The 21,367-nt window shown below is 63.9% G+C and carries 19 protein-coding genes; 14 read left to right on the top strand and 5 right to left on the bottom strand.

The genetic code is table 11. The annotated features are described in order from the left end of the window. Positions 1-88 precede the first annotated feature (88 nt). Positions 89-1,813: a cation:proton antiporter gene (locus AC1RLZ_RS05940; RefSeq protein ID WP_493187856.1), complete on the top strand. Its 1,725-nt coding sequence runs from the start codon at positions 89-91 to the stop codon at positions 1,811-1,813. Between the two features lie 13 nt (positions 1,814-1,826). Here the strand turns inward: AC1RLZ_RS05940 and AC1RLZ_RS05935 are convergent, their stop codons facing one another. Next, positions 1,827-3,233, bottom strand: a complete 1,407-nt coding sequence (locus AC1RLZ_RS05935) for an MFS transporter (RefSeq protein WP_493187855.1) — start codon at positions 3,231-3,233, stop codon at positions 1,827-1,829. Positions 3,234-3,407: 174 nt separating this feature from the next. Between AC1RLZ_RS05935 and AC1RLZ_RS05930 the strand changes: the two genes are divergently transcribed. The 7 genes from AC1RLZ_RS05930 to AC1RLZ_RS05900 all read left to right on the top strand — a co-directional run bounded on the left by AC1RLZ_RS05930 (position 3,408) and on the right by AC1RLZ_RS05900 (position 9,765). Further along, positions 3,408-3,710 carry a hypothetical protein gene (locus AC1RLZ_RS05930; protein ID WP_493187854.1) on the top strand — a complete coding sequence of 101 codons (303 nt, stop codon included), beginning with the start codon at positions 3,408-3,410 and terminating at the stop codon, positions 3,708-3,710. Further along, positions 3,707-4,603 carry a sigma-70 family RNA polymerase sigma factor gene (locus AC1RLZ_RS05925; protein ID WP_493187853.1) on the top strand — a complete coding sequence of 299 codons (897 nt, stop codon included), beginning with the start codon at positions 3,707-3,709 and terminating at the stop codon, positions 4,601-4,603. The genes AC1RLZ_RS05930 and AC1RLZ_RS05925 overlap by 4 nt, the downstream gene beginning before the upstream one ends. Before the next feature lie 160 nt (positions 4,604-4,763). Beyond that, entirely contained in the window at positions 4,764-5,840 is a 1,077-nt protein-coding gene (gene ribB / locus AC1RLZ_RS05920; RefSeq protein WP_371421894.1) for a 3,4-dihydroxy-2-butanone-4-phosphate synthase, read from the top strand. 138 nt (positions 5,841-5,978) lie between these two features. After that, complete coding sequence (locus AC1RLZ_RS05915; protein WP_371421893.1) at positions 5,979-7,190, top strand: acyl-CoA dehydrogenase; 1,212 nt, start codon at positions 5,979-5,981, stop codon at positions 7,188-7,190. A 117-nt stretch (positions 7,191-7,307) separates the two neighbouring features. Further along, positions 7,308-7,775, top strand: a complete 468-nt coding sequence (locus AC1RLZ_RS05910) for an RrF2 family transcriptional regulator (protein WP_493187852.1) — start codon at positions 7,308-7,310, stop codon at positions 7,773-7,775. Continuing rightward, positions 7,772-8,671 (top strand): NAD(P)/FAD-dependent oxidoreductase, encoded by a 900-nt coding sequence (locus AC1RLZ_RS05905; protein ID WP_493187851.1) that lies wholly within the window; start codon positions 7,772-7,774, stop codon positions 8,669-8,671. Before AC1RLZ_RS05910 ends, AC1RLZ_RS05905 begins: the two co-directional genes overlap by 4 nt. Positions 8,672-8,829: 158 nt before the next feature. After that, positions 8,830-9,765: an MBL fold metallo-hydrolase gene (locus AC1RLZ_RS05900; RefSeq protein ID WP_493187850.1), complete on the top strand. Its 936-nt coding sequence runs from the start codon at positions 8,830-8,832 to the stop codon at positions 9,763-9,765. A 77-nt stretch (positions 9,766-9,842) separates the two neighbouring features. Here the strand turns inward: AC1RLZ_RS05900 and AC1RLZ_RS05895 are convergent, their stop codons facing one another. Together AC1RLZ_RS05895 and AC1RLZ_RS05890 are read right to left on the bottom strand one after the other, a co-directional pair. Then, positions 9,843-11,009 carry a lactonase family protein gene (locus AC1RLZ_RS05895; RefSeq protein WP_493187849.1) on the bottom strand — a complete coding sequence of 389 codons (1,167 nt, stop codon included), beginning with the start codon at positions 11,007-11,009 and terminating at the stop codon, positions 9,843-9,845. Positions 11,010-11,101: 92 nt separating this feature from the next. Next, the gene (locus AC1RLZ_RS05890; RefSeq protein ID WP_493187848.1) at positions 11,102-13,399 is read right to left on the bottom strand and encodes a TonB-dependent receptor; all 2,298 of its coding nucleotides are present in this window, start codon (positions 13,397-13,399) and stop codon (positions 11,102-11,104) included. Positions 13,400-13,495: 96 nt separating this feature from the next. On the opposite strand from AC1RLZ_RS05890, the gene nikR reads away from it, so the two are divergent. Continuing rightward, complete coding sequence (gene nikR / locus AC1RLZ_RS05885) at positions 13,496-13,933, top strand: nickel-responsive transcriptional regulator NikR (protein ID WP_493187847.1); 438 nt, start codon at positions 13,496-13,498, stop codon at positions 13,931-13,933. A gap of 198 nt (positions 13,934-14,131) precedes the next feature. On the opposite strand, the gene AC1RLZ_RS05880 is transcribed toward nikR, so the two are convergent. Further along, complete coding sequence (locus tag AC1RLZ_RS05880) at positions 14,132-14,950, bottom strand: aldo/keto reductase (RefSeq protein WP_493187846.1); 819 nt, start codon at positions 14,948-14,950, stop codon at positions 14,132-14,134. Positions 14,951-15,058: 108 nt separating this feature from the next. Here AC1RLZ_RS05880 and AC1RLZ_RS05875 point away from each other — a divergent pair, with 108 nt between their 5' ends. The 5 genes from AC1RLZ_RS05875 (at position 15,059) to AC1RLZ_RS05855 (ending at position 20,345) form a co-directional block, all read left to right on the top strand. After that, positions 15,059-15,184 carry a hypothetical protein gene (locus AC1RLZ_RS05875; protein WP_493187845.1) on the top strand — a complete coding sequence of 42 codons (126 nt, stop codon included), beginning with the start codon at positions 15,059-15,061 and terminating at the stop codon, positions 15,182-15,184. 109 nt (positions 15,185-15,293) lie between these two features. Further along, positions 15,294-16,544 (top strand): sarcosine oxidase subunit beta family protein, encoded by a 1,251-nt coding sequence (locus tag AC1RLZ_RS05870; RefSeq protein WP_493187844.1) that lies wholly within the window; start codon positions 15,294-15,296, stop codon positions 16,542-16,544. Between the two features lie 6 nt (positions 16,545-16,550). Beyond that, on the top strand, positions 16,551-16,811 hold the full coding sequence (locus AC1RLZ_RS05865) for a sarcosine oxidase subunit delta (protein WP_493187843.1): 261 nt from the start codon (positions 16,551-16,553) through the stop codon (positions 16,809-16,811). Further along, complete coding sequence (locus AC1RLZ_RS05860; protein ID WP_493187842.1) at positions 16,808-19,774, top strand: sarcosine oxidase subunit alpha family protein; 2,967 nt, start codon at positions 16,808-16,810, stop codon at positions 19,772-19,774. The genes AC1RLZ_RS05865 and AC1RLZ_RS05860 overlap by 4 nt, the downstream gene beginning before the upstream one ends. Next, a complete protein-coding gene (locus AC1RLZ_RS05855; RefSeq protein WP_493187841.1) occupies positions 19,767-20,345 on the top strand; it encodes a sarcosine oxidase subunit gamma in 579 nt (192 codons plus the stop codon). Before AC1RLZ_RS05860 ends, AC1RLZ_RS05855 begins: the two co-directional genes overlap by 8 nt. A 65-nt stretch (positions 20,346-20,410) precedes the next feature. Here AC1RLZ_RS05855 and AC1RLZ_RS05850 read toward each other — a convergent pair whose 3' ends face one another. Then, positions 20,411-21,349, bottom strand: coding sequence for a 2-hydroxyacid dehydrogenase (locus AC1RLZ_RS05850; protein ID WP_493187840.1), 939 nt, complete (start codon positions 21,347-21,349; stop codon positions 20,411-20,413). Positions 21,350-21,367 lie beyond the last annotated feature (18 nt).

Here is a 21,367-nt window from a genome sequence, read left to right as displayed (position 1 = left end):
TGCGCTGAATGCCGGATTTTACCCCTTTGCCCTCACGTGCTGCACCATTAGAGTGCCGCCGCAAAGACAAGCTTTTTCCGGCAGGTGCATGCACGACTTAATCCGCGATATCACGCTGTGTATCCTGTTTGCGTGGGGCATCGGGCTCGTTGCGCATATCACCCGGCAGCCGTTGATTCTTGCTTATCTGATTGCCGGCTTCATCATTGGGCCATTCGGCATCGGCTGGGTCAAGTCGGACGAATCCATCAGCACGATTTCCGAACTCGGCCTGATCTTCATGCTGTTCATGATCGGTCTCGAGATCGACCTGAAGAAGATCATCCGCGCCGGCAAGGTCATCCTGTTCGCCGCGGGCGGGCAATTGATCGCCGGCTGCGTGCTCGGCGCGGCCTTCTTCATGGCGCTCGGCCTCAAGCTCGGCGGTGGCGGCTTCGATGCGCTGTATCTCAGCGTCGCCTGCGCACTGTCCTCGACGGTGGTCATCGTCAAGGTGCTGTATGAGAAACGCGAGCTCGACACCCTCCCCGGCCGCATCACCCTCGGCATCCTGGTGCTGCAGGACATCTTCGCGATCCTGTTTCTGGCGGTGCAGCCGAGCCTCGCCGATCTGCAGGTCAGCGTCATCGCTTTGTCGATCGCGCGCGTCGGCGTGCTGGTCGCCACCGCCCTGATCCTGAGCCGCTATGTGCTGCCGCCACTGTTCCACCAGATCGCACGGCGCCCTGAACTGGTGCTCCTGGGCGCACTGGCCTGGTGCTTCCTGATCGGCGAGATCGCCGAACGGCTGCATCTGTCGCGCGAGATGGGCTCGCTGGTCGCCGGCGTGTCGCTGTCAACCTTCCCCTATGCGCTCGACGTCACCGCCAAGGTGACGACGCTGCGGGACTTCTTCATCACGCTGTTCTTCGTCGCCGTCGGCATGACGATCCCGATCCCGAACGGCGCGACCATCGGTCTCGCACTGATCATCGCCATGTTCACCGTGGTCAGCCGTCTGCTCACGACCTTCACGCCGCTCTATCTGATGAAGCAGGGGCTGCGCGCCAGCCTGCTGCCGGCGCTGAATCTGGCGCAGATCAGCGAATTCTCGCTGGTGGTGCTGCAGACGGGCATTGCTGCCGGCCATATCACCACGCAGACCTCCAGCGCTGCGTCCTTTGCCTTCGTCATCCTCGCGGTGCTCTCGACCTTCACCATGATGCGCAGCGACCGGATCACGCGCCTGCTGATCGGTCCGTTGAAGCGGATCGGATTGCGCGACCTCGATCATGGCCAGGCCGGCGAGGCCGATCACGGCGGTCATGGCGATGCCCGCCGCATCGTCATTCTCGGCTTCTTCCGCACGGCCTCCGCCCTGCTCGCCGAGATCGAGCGCCAGAACGCATCGCTGCTCGACCAGATCAGCGTCGTCGACTTCAATCCCAACGTCTTCCGCACCCTGGTCGGGCGCGGCCAGCACGTGATCTATGGCGACATCAGCAATGTCGACACGCTGGTCCATGCCGGCGTCGGCAAGGCCGAGATCATCATCCTCAGCGTGCCGGACTCGCTCCTGAAGGGCGCGAATAACGAGAAGCTGGTCCGCCATGTCCGCTCGATCAACCCGACCGCCAAGATCATCTCGACGGCGGATGTGCTCGTCGACGTGAACGATATTTACGCGGCCGGCGCCGACTACGTCACCGTGCCCCGGCTCAGCGACGCCCATGCGCTGTATGAGGTCATCGAGGCCGTCGATCAGGGCCTGCTCGACGCCAAACGCGCCGAAACGGACGCGCAACTGGCCGAACGCCGGGAAGTGCTGCCGTAGCTTCTGCCGGCGGTTACGTCGCGGCGCCAGCGGGCGCGAGCGCTGGCCGTATGCGGTCCGGCAGCATCAGCGCAACGGCGGCGCCGGCGGCTGACAGAACGGCAGCCACGCCCAGTGCGGCCCGGAAGCCGGTGCTGAATGTCTCCGGCGTCTGCAAGCCGCCGAACCGATTGAAGACCGCGACCATAAGGGCGATGCCGAGTGCCCCGCCAAGAAAGCGGAACATGTTGAAGGCTCCCGAGGCCTTGCCGATGTCGGCGGGCGAAACCGCGCTGATGACTGCATTTTGAGCGGCGGGCATCGCCAGCGACACCCCGGCGCCGGCAAGGATCATCGGCGCCGCCAATGTGGTGAAGGCTCCATCGGGCGCAGCGATCATGGCGATCCACGCCATTCCGGTCGCCTGCAGCAGCAAGCCACCGACCACCAGCGGCCGCTCGCCGAGCCGGTTGACCAGCCGCCCGCCGAGCGGTGCGAACACGAACAAGGTGGCGGTCCAGGGCATGATGCGCAGCCCGGCACCGAGCGGCCCGAAGCCCTGCGCGGTCTGGAAGAACTGCGCGACGAAGAACAGCACGCCGTACATGGCGGCATAGAGCAGCAGGCTGGCCGCGATGCCGGACGATAGAGCGCGGCTGCGGAACAGCGGCATCGGCAGCATCGGCTGCGTTGTGCGCCATTCGAACGCGACGAAGCCAACCGCCAGCAGGATGCCAGCGGTCAGCGCCGTCACCACCTCGGGCGCGGTCCAGCCGGCCGTGTTGCCGCGCGTCAGGCCCCAGACGGTCGCAAATGCGGCGCTGCTGACCAGCGCGATGCCGCCGATATCGAGCGCGGCGGCCGGGCCTCGGCTTTCCGGAATCCGCAAATAGACCAGCGGCAGCACCACCAGGCCGACGGGCAGGTTGATCCAGAAGATCCATTGCCAGGCAAAGCCCGCGACGATGGCACCGCCGACAATTGGCCCGGCGATCAACGCCAGTCCGGTGATACCGCCCAAGATACCCAGCGCCCTGGCGCGCTGCTCGCGCGGGAAAGCGACGCCGAGCAGCGCCATGGCCAGCGGCATCAGCAGCGCGGCCCCGGCCCCCTGCAACGCGCGCCCCGCGATCAGTGCGCCGACGGTTTTCGACATCCCGCATATCCCGGATGCGACGACGAAAAGGCCGATTCCTGCGGCGAACAGGCGGCGGCGCCCGAACCGGTCACCCAGCGCGGCCCCGGTCAGCAGCAGTACCCCGAAGGACAGGTTGTAGGCGTTGACGGTCCATTGCAGCATCTCGATGGAGGCACCCAGGTCGCTGCGGATGGTACCGAGTGCGGTGGTCACGACCAGCGAGTCCAGCGCCGCCATGAAGGATGCGGCCGAGGTCAGTGCCAGCACCCAGTTTTTCGTCGTCGTCTCGTCGCCCTGTGCCATGTCAGATCCCGCTTCAGGAGCCCGCGCCTTGCAGGCTGTGTCCCGAGGACGAATGAGGAGCGGCAAAGGATGCAGGAAAAAAAATTTCGTGCCGGCGCATCCTTTGCGCCACCAGCATCGTCCTTGGATCAGGAGCCCGGCGGTGACGACCGGCGCGAACGACGGAGCAGGCAAATGAAGCGGACTTTGATACGCTACCGGACCAAAGACGATGCGGCTGCGGAAAATCAGCGTCTCATCGAGAACGTATTCCGGGAGCTGCAGGCCAAGGCGCCCGAGGGAGTCCGCTACATGGTGCTCAGACTGGGCGACGGCAGTTTTGTTCACTTTGTCGAGGACGCTGACGGGCGCAATTCGGTGCCCGAGCTCGATGCCTTCAAACTGTTCCAGAGCGGCATCAAGGAGCGCTGCGCCGAACCGCCGCTGGCGCATGCCGCGACCATCGTCGGCAATTACCGCATGCTGGATCCACGATGAGCGATTTCGCCGCGCCGGCCGCCAGCCGTGATGCGTTCGATCGATTGCTCGGTGAGCTCCGGCCGAAGCTCCATCGCTATTGTGCGCGCATGACCGGCTCGGTGATCGACGGCGAGGACGTGGTTCAGGAGGCGATCATCAAGGCGCTCGAGGCCTTTGCCGATGCGGGCCCGATCGCCAGGCCGGAGGGCTGGCTGTTCCGGATCGCGCACAACACTGCGCTGGATTTCCTGCGCCTCCGCGCCCGGCGCGCAGGCGACCTATCCGACGAGGATCTGGCAATGCTGATCGAGCCGACCGATATTGTGCAGGACCGCGAGATCGCCGCCACCAGTCTGCGCACTTTCATGCGGTTGCCGGCGGCGCAGCGCTCCAGCGTCATCCTGATGGATGTGCTCGGCTACACCCTGGACGATATCGGCGGAGTGACCGGCGCTACCGTGCCCGCCGTCAAGGCCGCCCTGCATCGCGGCCGCGCGCGGCTGCGCGAACTGGCAGCCGAGCCCGAGGACGCGCGGCCGCCTGCGCTATCGGCCCGCGAGCATGCGCTGCTGACCGCCTATATCGACCGCTTCAACGCGCGCGATGTCGATGCTGTCCGCGCCATGCTGGCGGATGAGGTGCGGCTCGATCTGGTTGCCCGCCACAAGGTTGCCGGCCGTGCAGAGGTCTCGAAGTATTTCACCAACTACGACAAACTGCAGGACTGGCATCTCGTCGCCGGCACGGTGGAAGGGCGCGCCGCGGCGCTGGTATGCGATATCCGCGATCCCGGCGGACCGCCGCTGTATTTCGTGCTGCTCGCCTGGAGCGGCAACCGTCTGCTGCACATCCGCGACTTTCGCTATGCGCGCTATGCGATCGAAAGTGCAGCCGTGGTCGCGTTGTGCTAGGCTGACGGCGCTGCGCAATTCTCCCGCTTCCTGCACATGTGGGGGATGAATCGGGCTCAATTCCGCACTGCGGACGATGGCGACCCGCCATACGATCCCGTGGGTTGCACCGCCTGCCGCTCTGCGCCATATGGACCTCACACAGAGCAAGAGTACACGCATGGCCGACCCGATTTCAGACGTTCTGCAAGCCTTTGCCGCCGGCGAAATGGTCGTGGTGACCGACGATGACGACCGCGAGGGCGAAGGCGACCTCATCGTCGCCGCGTCCTTCTGTACCGCCGAGAAGATGGCCTTCATCATCCGGCATACCTCCGGCATCGTCTGCGCACCGATCACCACCGAGGATGCGCGCCGGTTGCGGCTCGATCCGATGGTCGTCAACAACGACTCCAATCACACCACCGCCTTTACCGTTTCGATCGACTACAAACCCGATGGCGGCACCGGCATTTCGGCCGACGAGCGTGCCTCCTGCTGCCGCGCGCTGGCCAATCCGAATGCCGGCGCCAATGACTTCGCCCGCCCCGGCCATATCTTCCCGCTGATCGCCAGGGAGGGCGGCGTGCTGATGCGCTCCGGCCATACCGAAGCTGCCGTCGATCTTTGCAAGCTGTCCAATCTCGCCCCGGTCGGCGTCATCAGCGAATTGATGAACGACGATGGCTCGGTGATGAAGGGGCAGCAGGTCGTCGACTTCGCGGCGAAGCACAAGCTCAAGCATGTCACGATCGCTGACATGATCGCCTATCGCCAGGCGCGCGAGAAGCTGATCGAGCGCGTCTCGAGCTTCATTACCGAGAGTCCGATCGGCCCGCTGCACGGCTATTCCTATCGCTCGCCGTTCGATCCGATCCACCATGTTGCCTTCGTTTACGGCAGCGTCGGCGACGGCAGAAACGTGCTGACGCGCTTTCACAAGCCGAACATCGTCAAGGATATCTTCTACGGCCCGGTCAAGATGCAGGCTGTGCTGGAGCGCTTCAAGAAGGACGGCAGTGGCGTGCTGGTCTATCTGCGCGATGGTGCTGCGGGGGTTCCCGTCGAGCCGCTCGATGCGCCGAAGTCGGCAGAAGCCGACCGCAACCGGCAATGGCGTGAAATCGGCGTCGGTGCACAGATCCTGCGCGATCTCGGCGTCACCTCGATCCGCCACCTGACCTCGTCGACCCATGACTACAAGGGCCTGTCGGGTTTCGGCATCGAGATCGCCTGCAACGAACAGCTTGATGGCTAAAGGTCGAAGACCTAAAATACCGAATTCCACATAGGCCAGGGCCACCTCTGGCGGCAATGACCTATGTGAGACGTAAATGCGCAGGCAAGGAAACAAAAAGCCTGCGCACGAACCAGCCACGATATGAAAGGGATTTCGATGAGCGTTGCCCCCAAGGGTAAGGACAAGCCTGCTGCGAATTTTCAGTGGGACGATGCGTTCCTGCTCGATAGCCAGCTCACCGAAGACGAGCGCATGATCCGCGACACCGCGCGCGCTTACGCCCAGGACAAGCTGCTGCCGCGCGTCAGCGACGCTTATCTCAATGAACACACCGACCGCGAAATCTTCAACGAGATGGGCGAACTCGGCCTGATCGGCATCACGCTGCCGGAAGACTATGGCTGCGCCAATGCCAGCTACGTCGCCTACGGCCTCGTGGCCCGCGAGATCGAGCGCGTCGATTCCGGCTACCGCTCGATGAACTCGGTGCAGTCGTCGCTGGTGATGTATCCGATCTATGCCTATGGCAGCGAGGAGCAGCGCAAGAAGTACCTGCCCAAGCTCGCCACCGGCGAATGGGTCGGCTGCTTCGGCCTGACCGAACCCGATGCCGGCTCCGATCCCGGCGGCATGAAGACCCGCGCCGAGAAGGTGTCGGACGGCTACAAGCTGTCCGGCTCCAAGATGTGGATCTCCAACGCCCCGATCGCCGACGTGTTCGTGGTGTGGGCGAAGTCCGCCGCCCATGACAACCAGATCCGCGGCTTCATTCTCGAGAAGGGCATGAAGGGCCTCACCGCACCGAAGATCGGCGGCAAGCTCAGCTTGCGTGCCTCGATCACCGGCGAGATCGTGATGGACGGCGTGATCGTGCCCGAAGAGAACCTCTTGCCCAACGTGTCGGGCCTGAAGGGTCCGTTCGGCTGCCTCAACCGCGCCCGTTACGGCATCTCCTGGGGCGTGCTCGGCGCCGCCGAGGACTGCATGGCCCGCGCCCGCCAGTACACGCTGGACCGCAAACAGTTCAACCGCCCGCTCGCGGCCACCCAGCTGGTGCAGAAGAAGCTCGCCGACATGCTCACCGAAATCTCGCTCGGTCTGCAGGGCTCGCTGCGCGTCGGCCGCCTGATGGACGAGGGCAATTTCCACCCCGACATGATCTCCGTGGTGAAGCGCAACAATTGCGGCAAGTCGCTGGATATCGCCCGCATGGCCCGCGACATGCACGGCGGCAATGGCATCCAGGCCGAATACCATGTGATGCGCCACGCGCAGAACCTGGAGACCGTGAACACCTATGAGGGTACGCACGACGTTCATGCGCTGATCCTCGGCCGCGCCATCACGGGCATCCAGGCATTCGGTTAAGCGTCACTCGCTTTCAATGTTTCGAAATGCCCGGCCTCGCGCCGGGCATTTTTCGTTTGGCGAACCCGGAATAACGGAGGGTTGACGCGCCCGGCGTCATGTATCATCATAAGTTACATGAGACGAGACAGCCGCCTTTCCGCCACGCTGCATGCGCTGCTGCACATGGCCGAGCAGAATCGCCCGATGACCTCGGCCGAACTGGCCATGTGCATGACCACCAATGCGGTGGTCGTCCGCCGCACCATGGCGGGGCTCCGCGAGGCCGGCCTTGTGCGCTCCGAAAAGGGCCATGGCGGCGGCTGGGAGATCGCGCGCGACCTCGCCACCGTGACGCTGAAGGACATCTATGACGCGCTGGGCAAGCCCAGCCTGATGGCCATGGGCATTCATCTGGAAAGCCCGACCTGCCTTGTCGAACAGGCCGTCAATCACTCGCTCACATCGGCTTTCGCGGAAGCGGAGGCGGTTCTGATCGGCCGCCTTGCGGATGTCACGCTGGCGCAGCTCGCCGCGGATTTTCACGCGCGGGCGGAGGACTATCGCAGCAAGACGCCTACCAGGACTCCAAGGAAGAAATCATGAGTTTCGATGCCATCGTCATTGGCGGCAGCTATGCTGGCCTCTCCGCAGCGCTGCAATTGGCGCGCGCCCGCCGCAAGATTCTGGTGATGGATTCAGGCCAGCGGCGCAATCGCTTCGCTGAACACTCCCATGGCTTTCTCGGCCAGGATGGCCGCGCCCCCGGCGCGATCGCTGCAGACGCCCGTGCACAGCTGATGAAATATCCCACGGTCGCGTGGGTCGATGCGAAAGCCACAACGAGTGAAGGCGAAGCGAACGCTTTCACTGTCAGCACCGAGAACGGCGCGCGCTATCAGGCCAGGCGCATCATCCTCGCTGCCGGCGTGGTCGATACATTGCCGGATGTGCCCGGCCTCGCCGAGCGCTGGGGCAAGCATGTGTTTCACTGTCCGTATTGCGACGGCTACGAACTGGATCAGGGCCGCATCGGCGTGCTGGCGTCGTCCGACATGTCGATGCATCACGCCCTGATGCTGCCGGACTGGGGATCGACCACATTGTTTCTCAATGGCGCCTTCGAGCCGGACGCCGGACAGATGGCTCAACTGAAGAAGCGCGACGTCACCATCGAACATGCGCCGATCGCGAAATTGTCGGGCACATCGATCGACGTCGAACTCACTGATGGCCGCATCATTCCGCTCGACGGCATGTTCACGTTGTCGCGCACCAGCCCGGCCTCGCCCCTCGGCGCGCAACTCGGCTGCACCATGGAAGACGGGCCGATGGGACCGTTCCTGCAAACCGACATGTTCAAGGAAACCACAGTTCCCGGCGTGTTCGCCTGCGGTGACATGGCGCGCGCGACGGGCTCGGTGGCGCTGGCTGTCGGCGACGGTGCGATGGCCGGAGTCGGCGCGCACCGGTCGTTGATGTTCGGAATGGGGCACGGGTAGCACACACTCGTCATTCCGGGTTCGGTCCCGTTGCCTGCGGCGCGCCCGCCCCGGAATGACGAGATCTGACGCATATCAGCCGCGACGCGCCGCCGTTTGCTTTCCCCGCTCCCCTTGCTAGTCATCACAGGCTGAGAACAGACTGGGAAGGACCGACCATGAGCGACAAGGATAACGGCGCCAACGACGACATTCCGTTCAATCGCGATTATCCGCTAAAGGCCGGCGTCGTCGATCAGGTTCGCCCGGGCGTGCGCCGCGTTCTCTGCAATAACCCCTCGCCTTTCACCTTCACCGGCACCAACAGCTATATCGTGGGCACCGGCAAGGTCGCGATCATCGATCCCGGCCCGGCCAATGACGCCCATCTGCAGGCGCTGCTCGATGCCGTAAAGGGCGAGACCGTGACGCATATTTTCGTCACCCACACCCATAGCGATCATTCGCCGAACACTGCGGCGCTCAAGGCCGCCACCGGTGCCACGGTCTATGCCGAAGGTCCGCACCGCGCCTCGCGGCCGCGCTTCGAGAGCGAAAAACATTCGCCGGAGTCAGGCGCCGACCGCGACTTCAAGCCGGACGTGCTTGTCGCCGACGGCGAGGTGATCGAGGGCGACGGCTGGGCGCTGGAAGGCGTGGCGACGCCGGGCCATACGGCCAATCACATGGCCTTTGCCTGGCGCGAGAAGAAGTATCTGTTCGTCGCCGATCACGTGATGGGCTGGTCGACGTCGATTGTCGCGCCGCCCGATGGCTCGATGATCGACTATATGGCCTCGCTCGATAAACTCGCTGCACGCGACGAGGATCTGTATTTCTCCGGCCACGGTCCGGACATTCCCGACGCACAGCGTTATGTGCGCTTTCTCATTCGCCACCGCCGCGCCCGCGAAGCCTCGATCCTGCATCGCCTCGGCAAGGGCGAAGCGGATATCCCGACCATCGTGCGCGCCATCTATATCGGCCTCGACCCGCGCCTGACCAACGCCGCCGGCTATTCGGTGCTGGCGCATCTGGAGGATCTCGTCGCCCGCGGCATCGTGCTGACGGATGGTGATCCGGTGATTGGTGGAAGGTATCGGATGCCGTCCTAACCTCTCCCCGCCTAGCGAAGCTTTGCTTCGCAGGGAGCGGGGAGAGGGAGCGAGAGGCCTGCGCCAGAACATAGCCGCTACGGCAGGTTCACGATCTCGACCCAGTTCGGATTCTTGCCCACAGCCGCCTCGCTCAGCTTGGTCAGGTTTCCCTTCGACTTGTCGATGGCATAGGCCGTCATGCTGTTCGAGAGCTGACCGACCGCCAGCAGAAAGCGGCCGGACGGATCGATATTGAATCCGCGCGGCTGCTTCTCGGTGGCGGTGGAGCCGAGCGATGTCAGCGCACCGGTCTTGGGATCGACGCGGAAACCCGCGATGGTGTTGCTGGTGCGCTCGGACGCATAGAGAAACTTGCCGTCCGGCGTTAGATGGATATCCGCCGCCCAAGGCTTTCCCTCAAAAGGCTTGCCATCAAAGTCCTTCGGCAAGGCAGATGCGACCTGCGTTTCCTTCTTCAAGGTGCCGGTCGCGGCATCCCACGGAAACACGTAGATCGCCGCATCGAGCTCGTTGAGCAGATAGACGAACTTCTTGTCGGGCGAGAACACCAGATGGCGCGGGCCACCTTTCGCCTTCACGCTGACGGTCGGCGGATCGTTCGGCGTCAGCTTGCCGGCCTTGGCATCGAATTTCTGCTGATAGATGACATCGCCGCCGAGGCTCGTATGCAGCACATAGCGGTTGGTGGGATCGACGATGATGCAATGCGCATTCGGCTCGGTGGCAACCACCTGCTGCGCCGGTGCGATCACGCCATTCGGCCCGATCGCATTCACCGTCACCTTGTTGCCGCCATAGGAAGCGCCGAGCAGAAATCGCCCGGTGCGATCAACGGTGAGATAGGCCATGGAATCCGCCAGCGGCCCGGGACCGACCAGCTTCAACTTTCCGGTCTTTGCATCGATATCGAAGGTCACGGCCGTATAGGGCTCGTTGCGCAAACCGGCATAGAGCCGATGCTTCTCGGGACTGATGGCCAGCGGCAGCGAACCGCCCGGCTTGGCCGGTCCCGGCACCGCCACGGTTTCGATCGCAGCGAGATCGCCATTCGTTTTCAGTTCGAGAACGCTGATGTTCTGACTGTCGGCATTGCCGACATACACGACGGTAGCGGCGCTGGCCGATGACATGATGAGTCCTGTTGCTAACGGGAGCGACACGATCGCCAGCAGTGCCCTCAAACCGGCACCAACATGCGTGAACGGCCAACGACGCGAGATGGAGCGAACCCGTGCGAGCATCAACACCTCCCTGCCCCTTTTAATTGGGAGGGATGATGCTACCGCCCTTTGGAATTGGCAAGCTGCGCTGCGGCAAAGTCAGAACGACGCAATCAGAACCGACCGGCCACCGTCACCCGCAACGCCAGCGGCTCCACCGGATGCAGCACACGGTCCATGATGCCGGTCTGGCACACGGCGGCGGGCGCCGTCGGCGCTCCGCCGCCTGCGGGGAAGCACGCGGCGAACAGCGAGTCCGTTTTCAGCAATGAACCATAGGCATAGGTGATCTGGTCGGACTTGCTGTCGAGCATGTTGAAGGCATCGAGCTGGATACGCCAGCCATTGTCGAAGCGATAGCCGAACTGGCCGTTCAACAATCCCGCCGCCGGCGAAATGAAGGCGCCGTCTTCGGTGAGCGGCCGCGGGCCAAAATAGCGATAGCGCAACGCGCCGAACCAGCCGGTGGCTTCGCCCAGACGAATGCCGGCGGAGGCGATCATGTTGGGCGCACCGGGAATGAGATTGCCGGGCGCGTTGCCGATCTGCGAGGCCGGATAGCCGTCGAGCTCCGCATAGGCCGCCGCCTGATCGGCATTGCTGCCACGAAAGCGCGCGCGCGTCATCGCGAGATCTGCCTCGAGGCTCAGCCATGATGTCGGCTTGTAGTCGTTGGTCCATTCGAAGCCGACGCGACGGCTGGGGCGGCTGGCTTCAGTGGTACCGGCATCGCCGACGAACAATATCTCTGAGGCCGAATCCAGCATGAAGAAGGCGAGTGAGCTGGTCAGGCCCGGCACAAGTTTCGTGCGCAATCCGATCTCTGCACCCTTGGTCTTCACCAGGAATGGCGAATGATCGACGGGCGAACCATCCGACGGCGATTCCCTGATGGTCACGCCGCGCGCATCGTTGCTGTGAAAGCCCTCGCCGGCGTTCAGGAATAGTTCGGTCTTCGCAAAGGGACCTATCACCAAACCCGCCTTGGGACTGCCGATGGTGGCCGTGGCACTGCCGGAATTGGCGGGATTGAAGAACGAATTGACCGTGGTGTCGTAATAGTCGCCGCGCCAGCCCACATTTGTGCGCAGCCAGCCGGTCCAGAATGTGGTGTTCTGCACGAACACGCCGACGCTGCCTTCCTTCACGCCGTCGCTGCGGGTGGTGGAGAGATATTGCCGCTGGATGGTATTGCCGAGGCTGACATTGATATCGTCGTAGCGGCTCTGGAGTCCGACTTCGGTCTCGTTACGGAAGCCAGCGATAGTGTACTTGAATGTATGCGCCGCATTGATGCCGCCGAGCACGCGATCATCATATTGATGAAACTGATCGCCATTGACGGGATCGCTCAGGAAGAACGTGAAGTTGTTCCACAGATTGAGCCTGCTCTTGATGACATAGAAATCGAGCTTGGTCGCGCTGTCGAGATCGGTTTGCCGGAGACGGCCGGACAGCGAGAAACGCTCCGAATTGCCGCCATCGCTCGGATCGAGCGCGCCGTAGCGGCCGATCTCACCCGAGATGATCGCGCGCAGCGGGACCTGATCGGTGGAATTCCATTTGTTGCCATAGGCCATGCCGGTGAGCGAGAGACCGTTGTCCGCGGTACCCTGGCTGTAGCGGATCACGCCGTTGAGCTTCTGGAGCTTGTCGGGATTGTCCCACGGGCCGTTATAGATATTGGCCTCGGCGGCCACCAGCAGCGTGCCCTCGCCGACTTTGCCCGAGGTGACACCAAAGGCACGGTTGTAGCCGAAACTGCCTGACGTGATCGACGCCATGGTGCGCGCGACACTGTCGATCAGGCTGACATGGATCGCGCCGACCGATGAGAAATCGCCTTCATCGGCGAAATACGGACCCTTGCGGACATTCACTGAACCGACCAGCTCCGGGATCAGGAAATTCGTATCGGCATAGCCCTGGCCATGACCATGGGTGCGCATGTTTACCGGCATGCCGTCGATGGAGATCGCCAGATCGGTGCCGTGATCCAGATTCACGCCGCGCAGAAAATACTGGTTGGCTTTGCCCTCGCCGGAATGCTGGGTGATGATCAGGCCCGGCGCCACTTCGAGCGCTTCGGCCGGACGCGACAGCGGCCGTGCATTGACCTCGGCGCCGCTGATCGTCTTTTCGCTGGCGGAGGCGACCGGCGCCTGTGCCGTGCTGACGCCAGGCGTGATCCCTCGGCCGCCCGAGCCTTGCGTCGGTGCAGTCACACTGCGCGGCGCCGATCGGCCTGTCTCGGTCCCGCTGCGCGGCACGCGCGGCTTCGCCGCATGCCGAGGCGGCGCCTGAACCTCGACGGGGGACAGCACGGTCGTGGGCTGCGCAGCCGACGGCGTGACGGTCGTGAGTGACGAGGCCAATACGAGTCCGGCCGATGAAAAGAGAGAGCGATGCATCGGTCAGTCGGCCGGGCTATGCTGGGTTCAACGGGAACACACTGACACGCCGAGTATGACGAAGTCAAAGATTCGTCATACTCTTTGAGAGGACCGATGCAGCGCATTACGATCACGCTCGACGACGACCTGATGGAAGAGCTGGATGCGATGATCGCCGAACACGGCTATCAGAATCGCTCCGAAGCGATCCGCAATTTCGCCAGGGCCGGCATGCAGCAGGTGGCGCAGGAGAAGGGCAAGACCGGCGAATGCGTGGCCGCACTGGTCTATGTCTATGACCACGCCCAGCGCGACCTGTCACGCCGGCTGGTTGACACCTATCACCATCACCACGATCTCTCGCTGGCGACGCTGCATGTGCATCTCGACGGCGACAACTGCATGGAAGTCACCGCACTGCGCGGCTCCGGCAGCGAGGTGCAGCACTTTGCCGATCACATCATCGCCGAGCGCGGCGTGAAATACGGGCGGGTAGTGATGATGCCGACGGGGAAGAAACCGGAGGGGAAGAAGGGGCACAGCCACGGGTGAATGCGGAGTTGCGCGACACGCTGTGGGAATCCCTCCCCCTTGCGGGGAGGGTCGGCCGAGCGAGGCGATGCGCAAGCATCGACGAAGTGGAGGCCGGGGTGGGGTAGTCCCCACACTCAGGCCGGAGCTTGTGGCACCCCCACCCGACCGCGCTACGCGCGGCCACCCTCCCCGCAAGGGGGAGGGATAAGAAAGCGCTCAATCCCAATCAGGCGCAAACGCCGGATTCACCAGCCGCTGGGTCTTCGGCAGCGCTGCGATCGCCTTGCGGTCCTCGTCGTCCAGCGTCACCTTCAGTGCATCCAGATTAGCCTGCTGGCTCTCCTTGCGCGACGCCTTGGGGATTGCGGCCACGCCATCCTGATCGAGCAGCCACTTCAGTGCGACCTGCGCAGCGGTGACACCGTGTTTGGTCGCAATCTTTTTCATCACATCGTTGTCGGCCAGCCGGCCCTGACCGAGCGGACAATAGGCCACCAGCGGAATCGATTTCGAGCGCAGATAGGTCAGCAGCTTCGTCTGGTCGAGCAGTGCGTGGTATTCGACCTGGTTGCAGGCGACCGGCGCGCCGATCTCCTCCACCGCCTGCTTCATCAGCTTGACCGGGAAATTGGCAACGCCGAGCGCGCGGATGCGGCCTTCGTCCTTGAACCCCATCAGCGTTTTGAAGATCGCCGGCAGGTCCATGCCCTTCGACGGCCAATGCACCAGATAGAGATCGACGACATCGAGCCCGAGTTTCTTCTGGCTGGCGTCGAAGGCGCGCTTGATGGCATCGGGTGCCAGATTTTCGTGCCACACCTTGGTGGTGACATGCAGATCCCCACGGGCAATGCCCGAAGCCTTGATGCCGGCGCCCACTTCGGCCTCATTGCCATACATTTCGGCGGTGTCGATGTGGCGATAGCCGAGCCCGATGGCGCTTGCCACGCCGGCAACGCAACCCTCGCCCGTGAGCTTGAAAGTGCCGAGGCCGAGCTTCGGCACGCGAATGCCCTGGGTGTTCAAATTGTCCATGTCAATTCCTCAATGTGGCGAAACCGCCCGAGACGACGGCGCCAGAAGTGTTTGATACGGTGCCAGCCTGCAACGATAAATTCAAATCGCCGGGAGAGTTTCATCACCATGGAAAAGGCATTACGCGGATGGCTGGAATCCCACGGCCTGCTCGCCATCATTGCGGCGGTTCTCGGGATCATCAGCCTGCTGGCCATGACGCTGGTGCTCGGGGGCTTCTGGCTGGCGCGCTGAGCGGCATGATTTCACGATGTCGCTAATGGGCTTCTTGATGTCGTTGATGGACTGGTACCGATCCCCAAAATACGCAACACTCCGGGCCTGATCGCCGCCCGGATTTTTCATGCGCTATTCGCTGACCTCCCTGCTCAAGCAGACCCTCACCGGCCAAAAGGGCTGGACGCCGCAATGGCGCGATGCCGCGCCCAAGGCTGAATACGACATTGTCATCGTCGGCGGCGGCGGGCACGGACTGGCGACCGCCTATTATCTGGCGAAGGAATACGGCCTCAGGAATATCGCCGTCCTTGAGAAGAGCTGGATCGGGTCAGGTAATATCGGCCGCAACACCACCATCATCCGCTCCAACTACCTGCTCTCCGAGAATATCTCGCTCTACGAGTTGTCGCTGAAGCTCTGGGAAGGCCTCGAGCAGGACTTCAACTACAATGCCATGGTCAGCCAGCGCGGCGTGCTCAACCTTTATCACTCCGACGGCCAGCGCGATGCCTATGCCCGGCGCGGCAACATGATGCGGCTGAACGGCGCCGATTCCGAGTTGCTAGATCGCGATGGCGTCCGTAAGCTCTATCCGTTCCTGAATTTCGATGCCGCGCGCTTTCCCATCCAGGGTGGCCTGCTGCAGAAACGCGGCGGCACCGTGCGCCATGACGCGGTGGCGTGGGGCTATGCCCGCGCGGCCTCCGATCGCGGCGTCGATGTGATCCAGAATTGCGAAGTGACGGGGATCGACATCGTCGACGGCCGCGCGGTGGGCGTGCAGACCTCGCGCGGCGCGATCAGGGCGAAGAAGATCGGGCTCGCCGTCGCCGGCTCGTCCTCGCGCGTGGCGGCACTGGCCGGGATGCGGCTGCCGATCGAAAGCCATGTGCTGCAGGCCTTCGTCTCCGAGGGGCTGAAGCCGATCATTCCCGGCGTGATCACCTTCGGCGCCGGGCATTTCTATATCAGCCAGTCCGACAAGGGCGGGCTTGTCTTCGGCGGCGATATCGACGGCTACAACTCCTATGCCCAGCGCGGCAACCTGCCCGTGGTCGAGGACGTCTGCGAAGGTGGCATGGCGCTGATGCCGGCGATCGGCCGCGCGCGCATGCTGCGCAACTGGGGCGGCCTCGTCGACATGTCCATGGATGGCTCGCCGATCATCGACCGCACCCACGTCAAAGGGCTCTATCTCAATGCCGGCTGGTGCTATGGCGGCTTCAAGGCCACGCCGGGCTCGGGCTTCGTCTTCGCGCATCTGCTGGCGAAGGACGAACCGCATCCCGCCGCAAACCGCCTGCTGCTGGATCGCTTTCGCTCAGGCCACATCGTCGATGAAAAGGGCCAGGGCGCCCAACCGAGCCTGCACTGAGGCCCCATGCGCATCCCCTGCCCTTATTGCGGATCCCGCGACGCTTCGGAGTTTGCCTATTCCGGCGACGCCACGCTGACACGGCCCGCGCCCGGCAATGCCGATGCGATGTTCGACTATGTCTATCTGCGCGACAATCCCGCAGGCGTTCACAGGGAATATTGGTATCACGCAGCCGGCTGCCATGCATGGCTGAAGGTGACGCGTAACGTCTCGACTCATGAAGTGATCGACGCCGTGCTGGCCCATGACGAGGCGACGTCATGAGCACATCGCGTCGACTTACGTCCGGTGGACTGATTGATCGGTCCAGGCCGGTCAGCTTCACTTTCGATGGCAAGACCTATGGCGGCTATGCCGGCGACACGCTGGCGTCAGCCCTGCTCGCCAATGACATGATGTTGGTCGGCCGTTCGTTCAAATATCACCGGCCGCGCGGCATCTTTTCGGCCGGGCCGGAAGAACCGAATGCGCTGGTGACGCTGCGCTCGGGCGCACGCGTCGAACCGAACACCAAGGCCACCACGGTCGAACTGTTCGATGGGCTGGACGCGTCGAGCCAGAATTGCTGGCCGTCGCCGCATTTCGATCTCCGCGCCGTGCATCAGCTCGCCGGCCCGCTGCTGAATGCCGGCTTCTACTACAAGACTTTCATGTGGCCGGCGGCGTTCTGGGAAAAATTCTACGAGCCCGCGATCCGCGCCTCGGCCGGTTTGGGTGCGCTGAGCGGCCTCGACGATCCCGACACATATGAGAAAGCGCACGCCTTCTGCGACCTGCTGGTGATTGGCGCCGGTCCTGCCGGCCTCGCCGCAGCGCTGTCTGCCGGGCGCGCCGGCGCGCGGGTGATCTTGGCCGAGGAAGACTTTGTGCTCGGCGGACGATTGCTCAGTGACACCACGCAGATCGATGACGTCTCCGCCGCGTCGTGGGCGGCGCTGGCGGAAGCGGAGCTTGCGATGATGCCTCATGTCCGCATCCTCAAGCGCACCGCCGTGTTCGGCGCCTATGACGGCGAATATGGCGCCATCGAGCGCGTCAGCGATCACCTGCCTGTGCCGCCGCCCTTCACGCCACGACAACGACTGTGGAAGATCGTGGCCAGGCAATGCGTGCTCGCCGCGGGCGCGCAGGAACGACCGCTGGTGTTTCCCGGCAATGACCGGCCCGGCATTATGCTGGCCTCCGCGCTACGCACCTATGCCAACCGCTTCGGCGTCTCGCCCGGCCAGCGCATCGCCATCTTCACGACATCGGATGATGGCTGGCGCAGTGCGTCCGACCTGCAGAAGGCCGGCGCCGAGATCGCCGTCGTGATCGATGCACGGACGGACGTTTCGCCTGAGGTGCGCAAACTCGCAGGCAACGCACCTCAGTTCCTCGGCGCGCATGTCTCGGACACATCGGGCTATCGCCGGCTGACGAATATCACGATCACCGACAGCGCCGGCCAGACGCGTTCTGTGGCCGTCGATACGCTCGGCGTGTCCGGCGGCTGGTCGCCGAGCATCGGCATCGCCACGCATCTCGGCGGCAAGGGCAGCTGGTCGGAGGAGAAGTCGGCGTTTCTCTGCAGCGACATGCCACCGGGCATGCAGATCGCCGGCGCCGCAGCCGCGCAATGGACGCTGGCTGACGCGCTTGCGCACGGCGCGCTGGCCGGCGCGAAAGCAGCTTCGCATGTCGGTCTCGGCCTGCAGACACAGAAGCCCATCGTCGCCAGCGACGAGGCATCCGGGAACCATCCCGTCTGGCTGTTCAAGGGATCGCGCCGCAAGGCATTCGTCGATCTGCAGAACGATGTCACGGCAACCGATGTCGCGCTCGCAGCCCAAGAGGGCTTTCGTTCGGTGGAGCAGCTCAAGCGCTACACGACGCTCGGCATGGCGACGGATCAGGGCAAGACGTCCAACGTCAACGGCCTCGCCATTCTCGCCGGCGAGATCACAAAGACCATTGCCGAGACCGGCGCGACGCGGGCCCGCCCGCCGCATGTGCCCGTTGCCATCGGCGCCTTTGCGGGCCTGCATGCGGCCAAGCATTTCAAGCCCACGCGGCTGACGGCGAGCCACGCCGCCTCCGCGGCAGCGGGCGCCACCTTTGTCGAGGCCGGCCAATGGATGCGTGCGCAATGGTTCAATGCGCCCGGCGAGAGTGACTCGCTGCAAAGCGTCACCCGCGAGGTGAAAGCCGTGCGCTCCGGCGTCGGCATCTGCGATGTCTCGACCCTCGGCAAGATCGCACTGTGCGGATCGGATGTCGGGACATTCCTCGATCGCGTCTATATCAACACCTTCTCGACCCTGCCTGTCGGCAAGGTGCGCTATGGCGTAATGCTGCGCGAGGACGGTTTCGTGATGGACGACGGCACCACCGCGCGGCTCTCCGCTGATCACTGGGTGATGACCACCACCACGGTAAATGCCGGCAAGGTGATGCAGCATCTCGAATACTGCCATCAGGTCCTATGGCCCGAGCTCGACGTGCAGATGGTGTCTGTCACCGAGCAATGGGCGCAGTATGCGGTCGCCGGGCCGAAGTCGCGCGACCTGCTGCGGGCACTGCTCGGCGACGCCTTCGACATCTCCAACGAGGCTTTCCCGTATCTGGCCTGCGCTGAATTCCTCGTCGGCAACATTCCGCTGCGGCTGTTTCGCGTCTCGTTCTCCGGCGAGCTTGCTTACGAGATCGCCGCGCCCGCGGGCCATGGCGAGGCGCTGTTCAACGCGCTGATGCAGGCCGGCAAGGCCTTCGATGTGACACCCTATGGCACCGAGGCGCTGTCCGTGATGCGGATCGAGAAGGGCCATGTCGCCGGCTCCGAGCTCAACGGCCAGACGGTTGCGCGCGATCTCGGGCTTGGACGGATGATGTCGGTGAAGAAGGACTATATCGGCCGCACCATGGCGGCGCGTGAGGCGCTGATCGATCCCGAACGGCCGACACTGGTCGGCCTGCGGCCGGTCGATCGCAGCCAGCGTTTGCGCAACGGATCGCTGCTGTTCGCGCGCGGCGTGACGCCTGCGCCGGACACCAATGCCGGCTTCATCACGTCCACAGCTTTCAGCCCGGGCCATAACCACTGGATCGGCCTTGGCCTGCTGGCGCGCGGGCCGGAGCGGCACGGCGAGATCATCCGCGCCTGGGATCCGGTGCGTTCCGGCGATTATGAGCTCGAAGTGGTCGATCCCGTCTTCATCGATGTAGAAGGAGCGCGGCTGCGTGCTTGATCTCGCTCATATCTCCGCCTTTGCTGAATTGCGCTCGATCGGCGACGGCCGCGGCGTCATCGCGCGGGAACGTCGCGGCATCGCCATTGCGACGGTCATGGCCCGCAAGGGCCAGAGTGCCGCGCTCGCTGCGGCCGTGAAGGAACAATTCGACGTCAACCTGCCGCTCGGGCCGCATGGCTCCGGCAGCGATGCGACATCGTTTCTTGGCACCGGTCCCGGCCGCTGGCTGGTGACTCACGACGCGGGCACGCCGCGTTTCGTGGACAGTCTCGCGCAGCAGCTCGACGGCCTCGCTTCGGTGGTCGATCAGTCCGACAGCGTCGGATTGCTGCGGCTGACCGGGCCGGCCCTGCTCGACGTGCTGGCCAAGGGTGTCGCCATTGATCTCGGCGCAACGGCGTTTCCCGCCGGCAGCGTCGCGGTCACGCAGATCGCGCATATGGGCGTAACGCTGTGGAAGGTGGATGAAGCGCCGACGATTCACATCGCCGCCGCGCGCAGCATGGCCGGCAGTTTCCTGCACTGGCTGGAAGCGTCGGCCGCGATGACGGGATTGGCGGTGGAGTAGTTGTTTCTCTTTAACCTCTCCCCGCCTAGCGAAGCTTCGCTTCGCCGGGCGGGGCGAGGGAAAAGTCAATATCCCCGGCTGCGATCCACCGAATCCTTCGGCGTTACGCCGGCCTGCACTGCCTCGGCGGTGGCGAGGATGGTGTCGCCAATGGCGGTCATGGTGACCTCGCAGGCGTCATGCGGCGTCAGCACGATCTGCGGATGCGACCAGAAGGGATGATCCCTGGGCAGCGGTTCGGTGTGGAAGACATCGAGAGTCGCGCCGGAGAGCTGCCCGCTGGCGAGCGCATCGAGAATATCCTGCTCCACCGAGTGCTCGCCGCGGCCGACCTGAATGAGATAGCTGCCACGCGGCATCTTCGCAAACAGGCTTGCATCGAGAATGCCGCGGGTTTCCTCGGTGAGCGGCAGCAGGTTGACCAGCACCTCGGCGCCCGCGAGCATCGCGTCGAGCCCCTCACTGCCGTGGAATCCGGTCACGCCCGCTGTCGTCGGCTTGGCCGAGCGGCTCCAGACCCGGACGGGAAAGCCGAGCATCGCCAGATCCGACGCGACCCGCGCACCGATGGCGCCATAGCCGAGAATGCCGATCGCAACCTCGGACGGGCGGCGCCCGCCGCCGAGGCGCTTCCAGACCTTGTCGCGCTGGTTCTGCAGATAAGTGCCGAACTGGCGCTGGTAATAGATCACGTTCCAGATCACGAAGCCGGACATCATCTGCGCCTGTGCCGGCTCGACCACGCGCACCACGTCGATGCCATCGCGCAGGCTCGGACAGTTCAGGATGCTGTCGGCACCGGCGCCGATCGAACACGCCGCCTTCAGGTTCGGATAGTGATCAAACGCATCCGCATGCGGATGCCAGCCGACGGCCATGCTGACTGCAGCGGGATCGGTGCCGTCGAGGTGATCGACAAAACTCACCTTGCCGTCCAGCCGGGCGATTTCGTTGGTCAGGTATTTGCGCAGGTTGATGGTCCTGCTCAGGAAAACGCAGGTCACGGAAGGCGTCGGCATAAG

The sequence above is a fragment of the Tardiphaga sp. GW822-FHT04G09 genome (assembly GCF_058800725.1).
The sequence above is the reverse complement of the archived record's forward strand: the minus strand, read 5'-3'. Positions and strand labels throughout refer to the sequence as shown.

Bases quoted from the DNA above. Each gene is read 5' to 3' on its own strand.
- AC1RLZ_RS05940 (WP_493187856.1), top strand. From the start codon at position 89: ATGCACGACTTAATCCGCGATATCACGCTGTGTATCCTGTTTGCGTGG.
- AC1RLZ_RS05935 (WP_493187855.1), bottom strand. From the start codon at position 3,233: ATGGCACAGGGCGACGAGACGACGACGAAAAACTGGGTGCTGGCACTG.
- AC1RLZ_RS05930 (WP_493187854.1), top strand. From the start codon at position 3,408: ATGAAGCGGACTTTGATACGCTACCGGACCAAAGACGATGCGGCTGCG.
- AC1RLZ_RS05925 (WP_493187853.1), top strand. From the start codon at position 3,707: ATGAGCGATTTCGCCGCGCCGGCCGCCAGCCGTGATGCGTTCGATCGA.
- ribB (WP_371421894.1), top strand. From the start codon at position 4,764: ATGGCCGACCCGATTTCAGACGTTCTGCAAGCCTTTGCCGCCGGCGAA.
- AC1RLZ_RS05915 (WP_371421893.1), top strand. From the start codon at position 5,979: ATGAGCGTTGCCCCCAAGGGTAAGGACAAGCCTGCTGCGAATTTTCAG.
- AC1RLZ_RS05910 (WP_493187852.1), top strand. From the start codon at position 7,308: ATGAGACGAGACAGCCGCCTTTCCGCCACGCTGCATGCGCTGCTGCAC.
- AC1RLZ_RS05905 (WP_493187851.1), top strand. From the start codon at position 7,772: ATGAGTTTCGATGCCATCGTCATTGGCGGCAGCTATGCTGGCCTCTCC.
- AC1RLZ_RS05900 (WP_493187850.1), top strand. From the start codon at position 8,830: ATGAGCGACAAGGATAACGGCGCCAACGACGACATTCCGTTCAATCGC.
- AC1RLZ_RS05895 (WP_493187849.1), bottom strand. From the start codon at position 11,009: ATGCTCGCACGGGTTCGCTCCATCTCGCGTCGTTGGCCGTTCACGCAT.
- AC1RLZ_RS05890 (WP_493187848.1), bottom strand. From the start codon at position 13,399: ATGCATCGCTCTCTCTTTTCATCGGCCGGACTCGTATTGGCCTCGTCA.
- nikR (WP_493187847.1), top strand. From the start codon at position 13,496: ATGCAGCGCATTACGATCACGCTCGACGACGACCTGATGGAAGAGCTG.
- AC1RLZ_RS05880 (WP_493187846.1), bottom strand. From the start codon at position 14,950: ATGGACAATTTGAACACCCAGGGCATTCGCGTGCCGAAGCTCGGCCTC.
- AC1RLZ_RS05875 (WP_493187845.1), top strand. From the start codon at position 15,059: ATGGAAAAGGCATTACGCGGATGGCTGGAATCCCACGGCCTGCTCGCC.
- AC1RLZ_RS05870 (WP_493187844.1), top strand. From the start codon at position 15,294: ATGCGCTATTCGCTGACCTCCCTGCTCAAGCAGACCCTCACCGGCCAA.
- AC1RLZ_RS05865 (WP_493187843.1), top strand. From the start codon at position 16,551: ATGCGCATCCCCTGCCCTTATTGCGGATCCCGCGACGCTTCGGAGTTT.
- AC1RLZ_RS05860 (WP_493187842.1), top strand. From the start codon at position 16,808: ATGAGCACATCGCGTCGACTTACGTCCGGTGGACTGATTGATCGGTCC.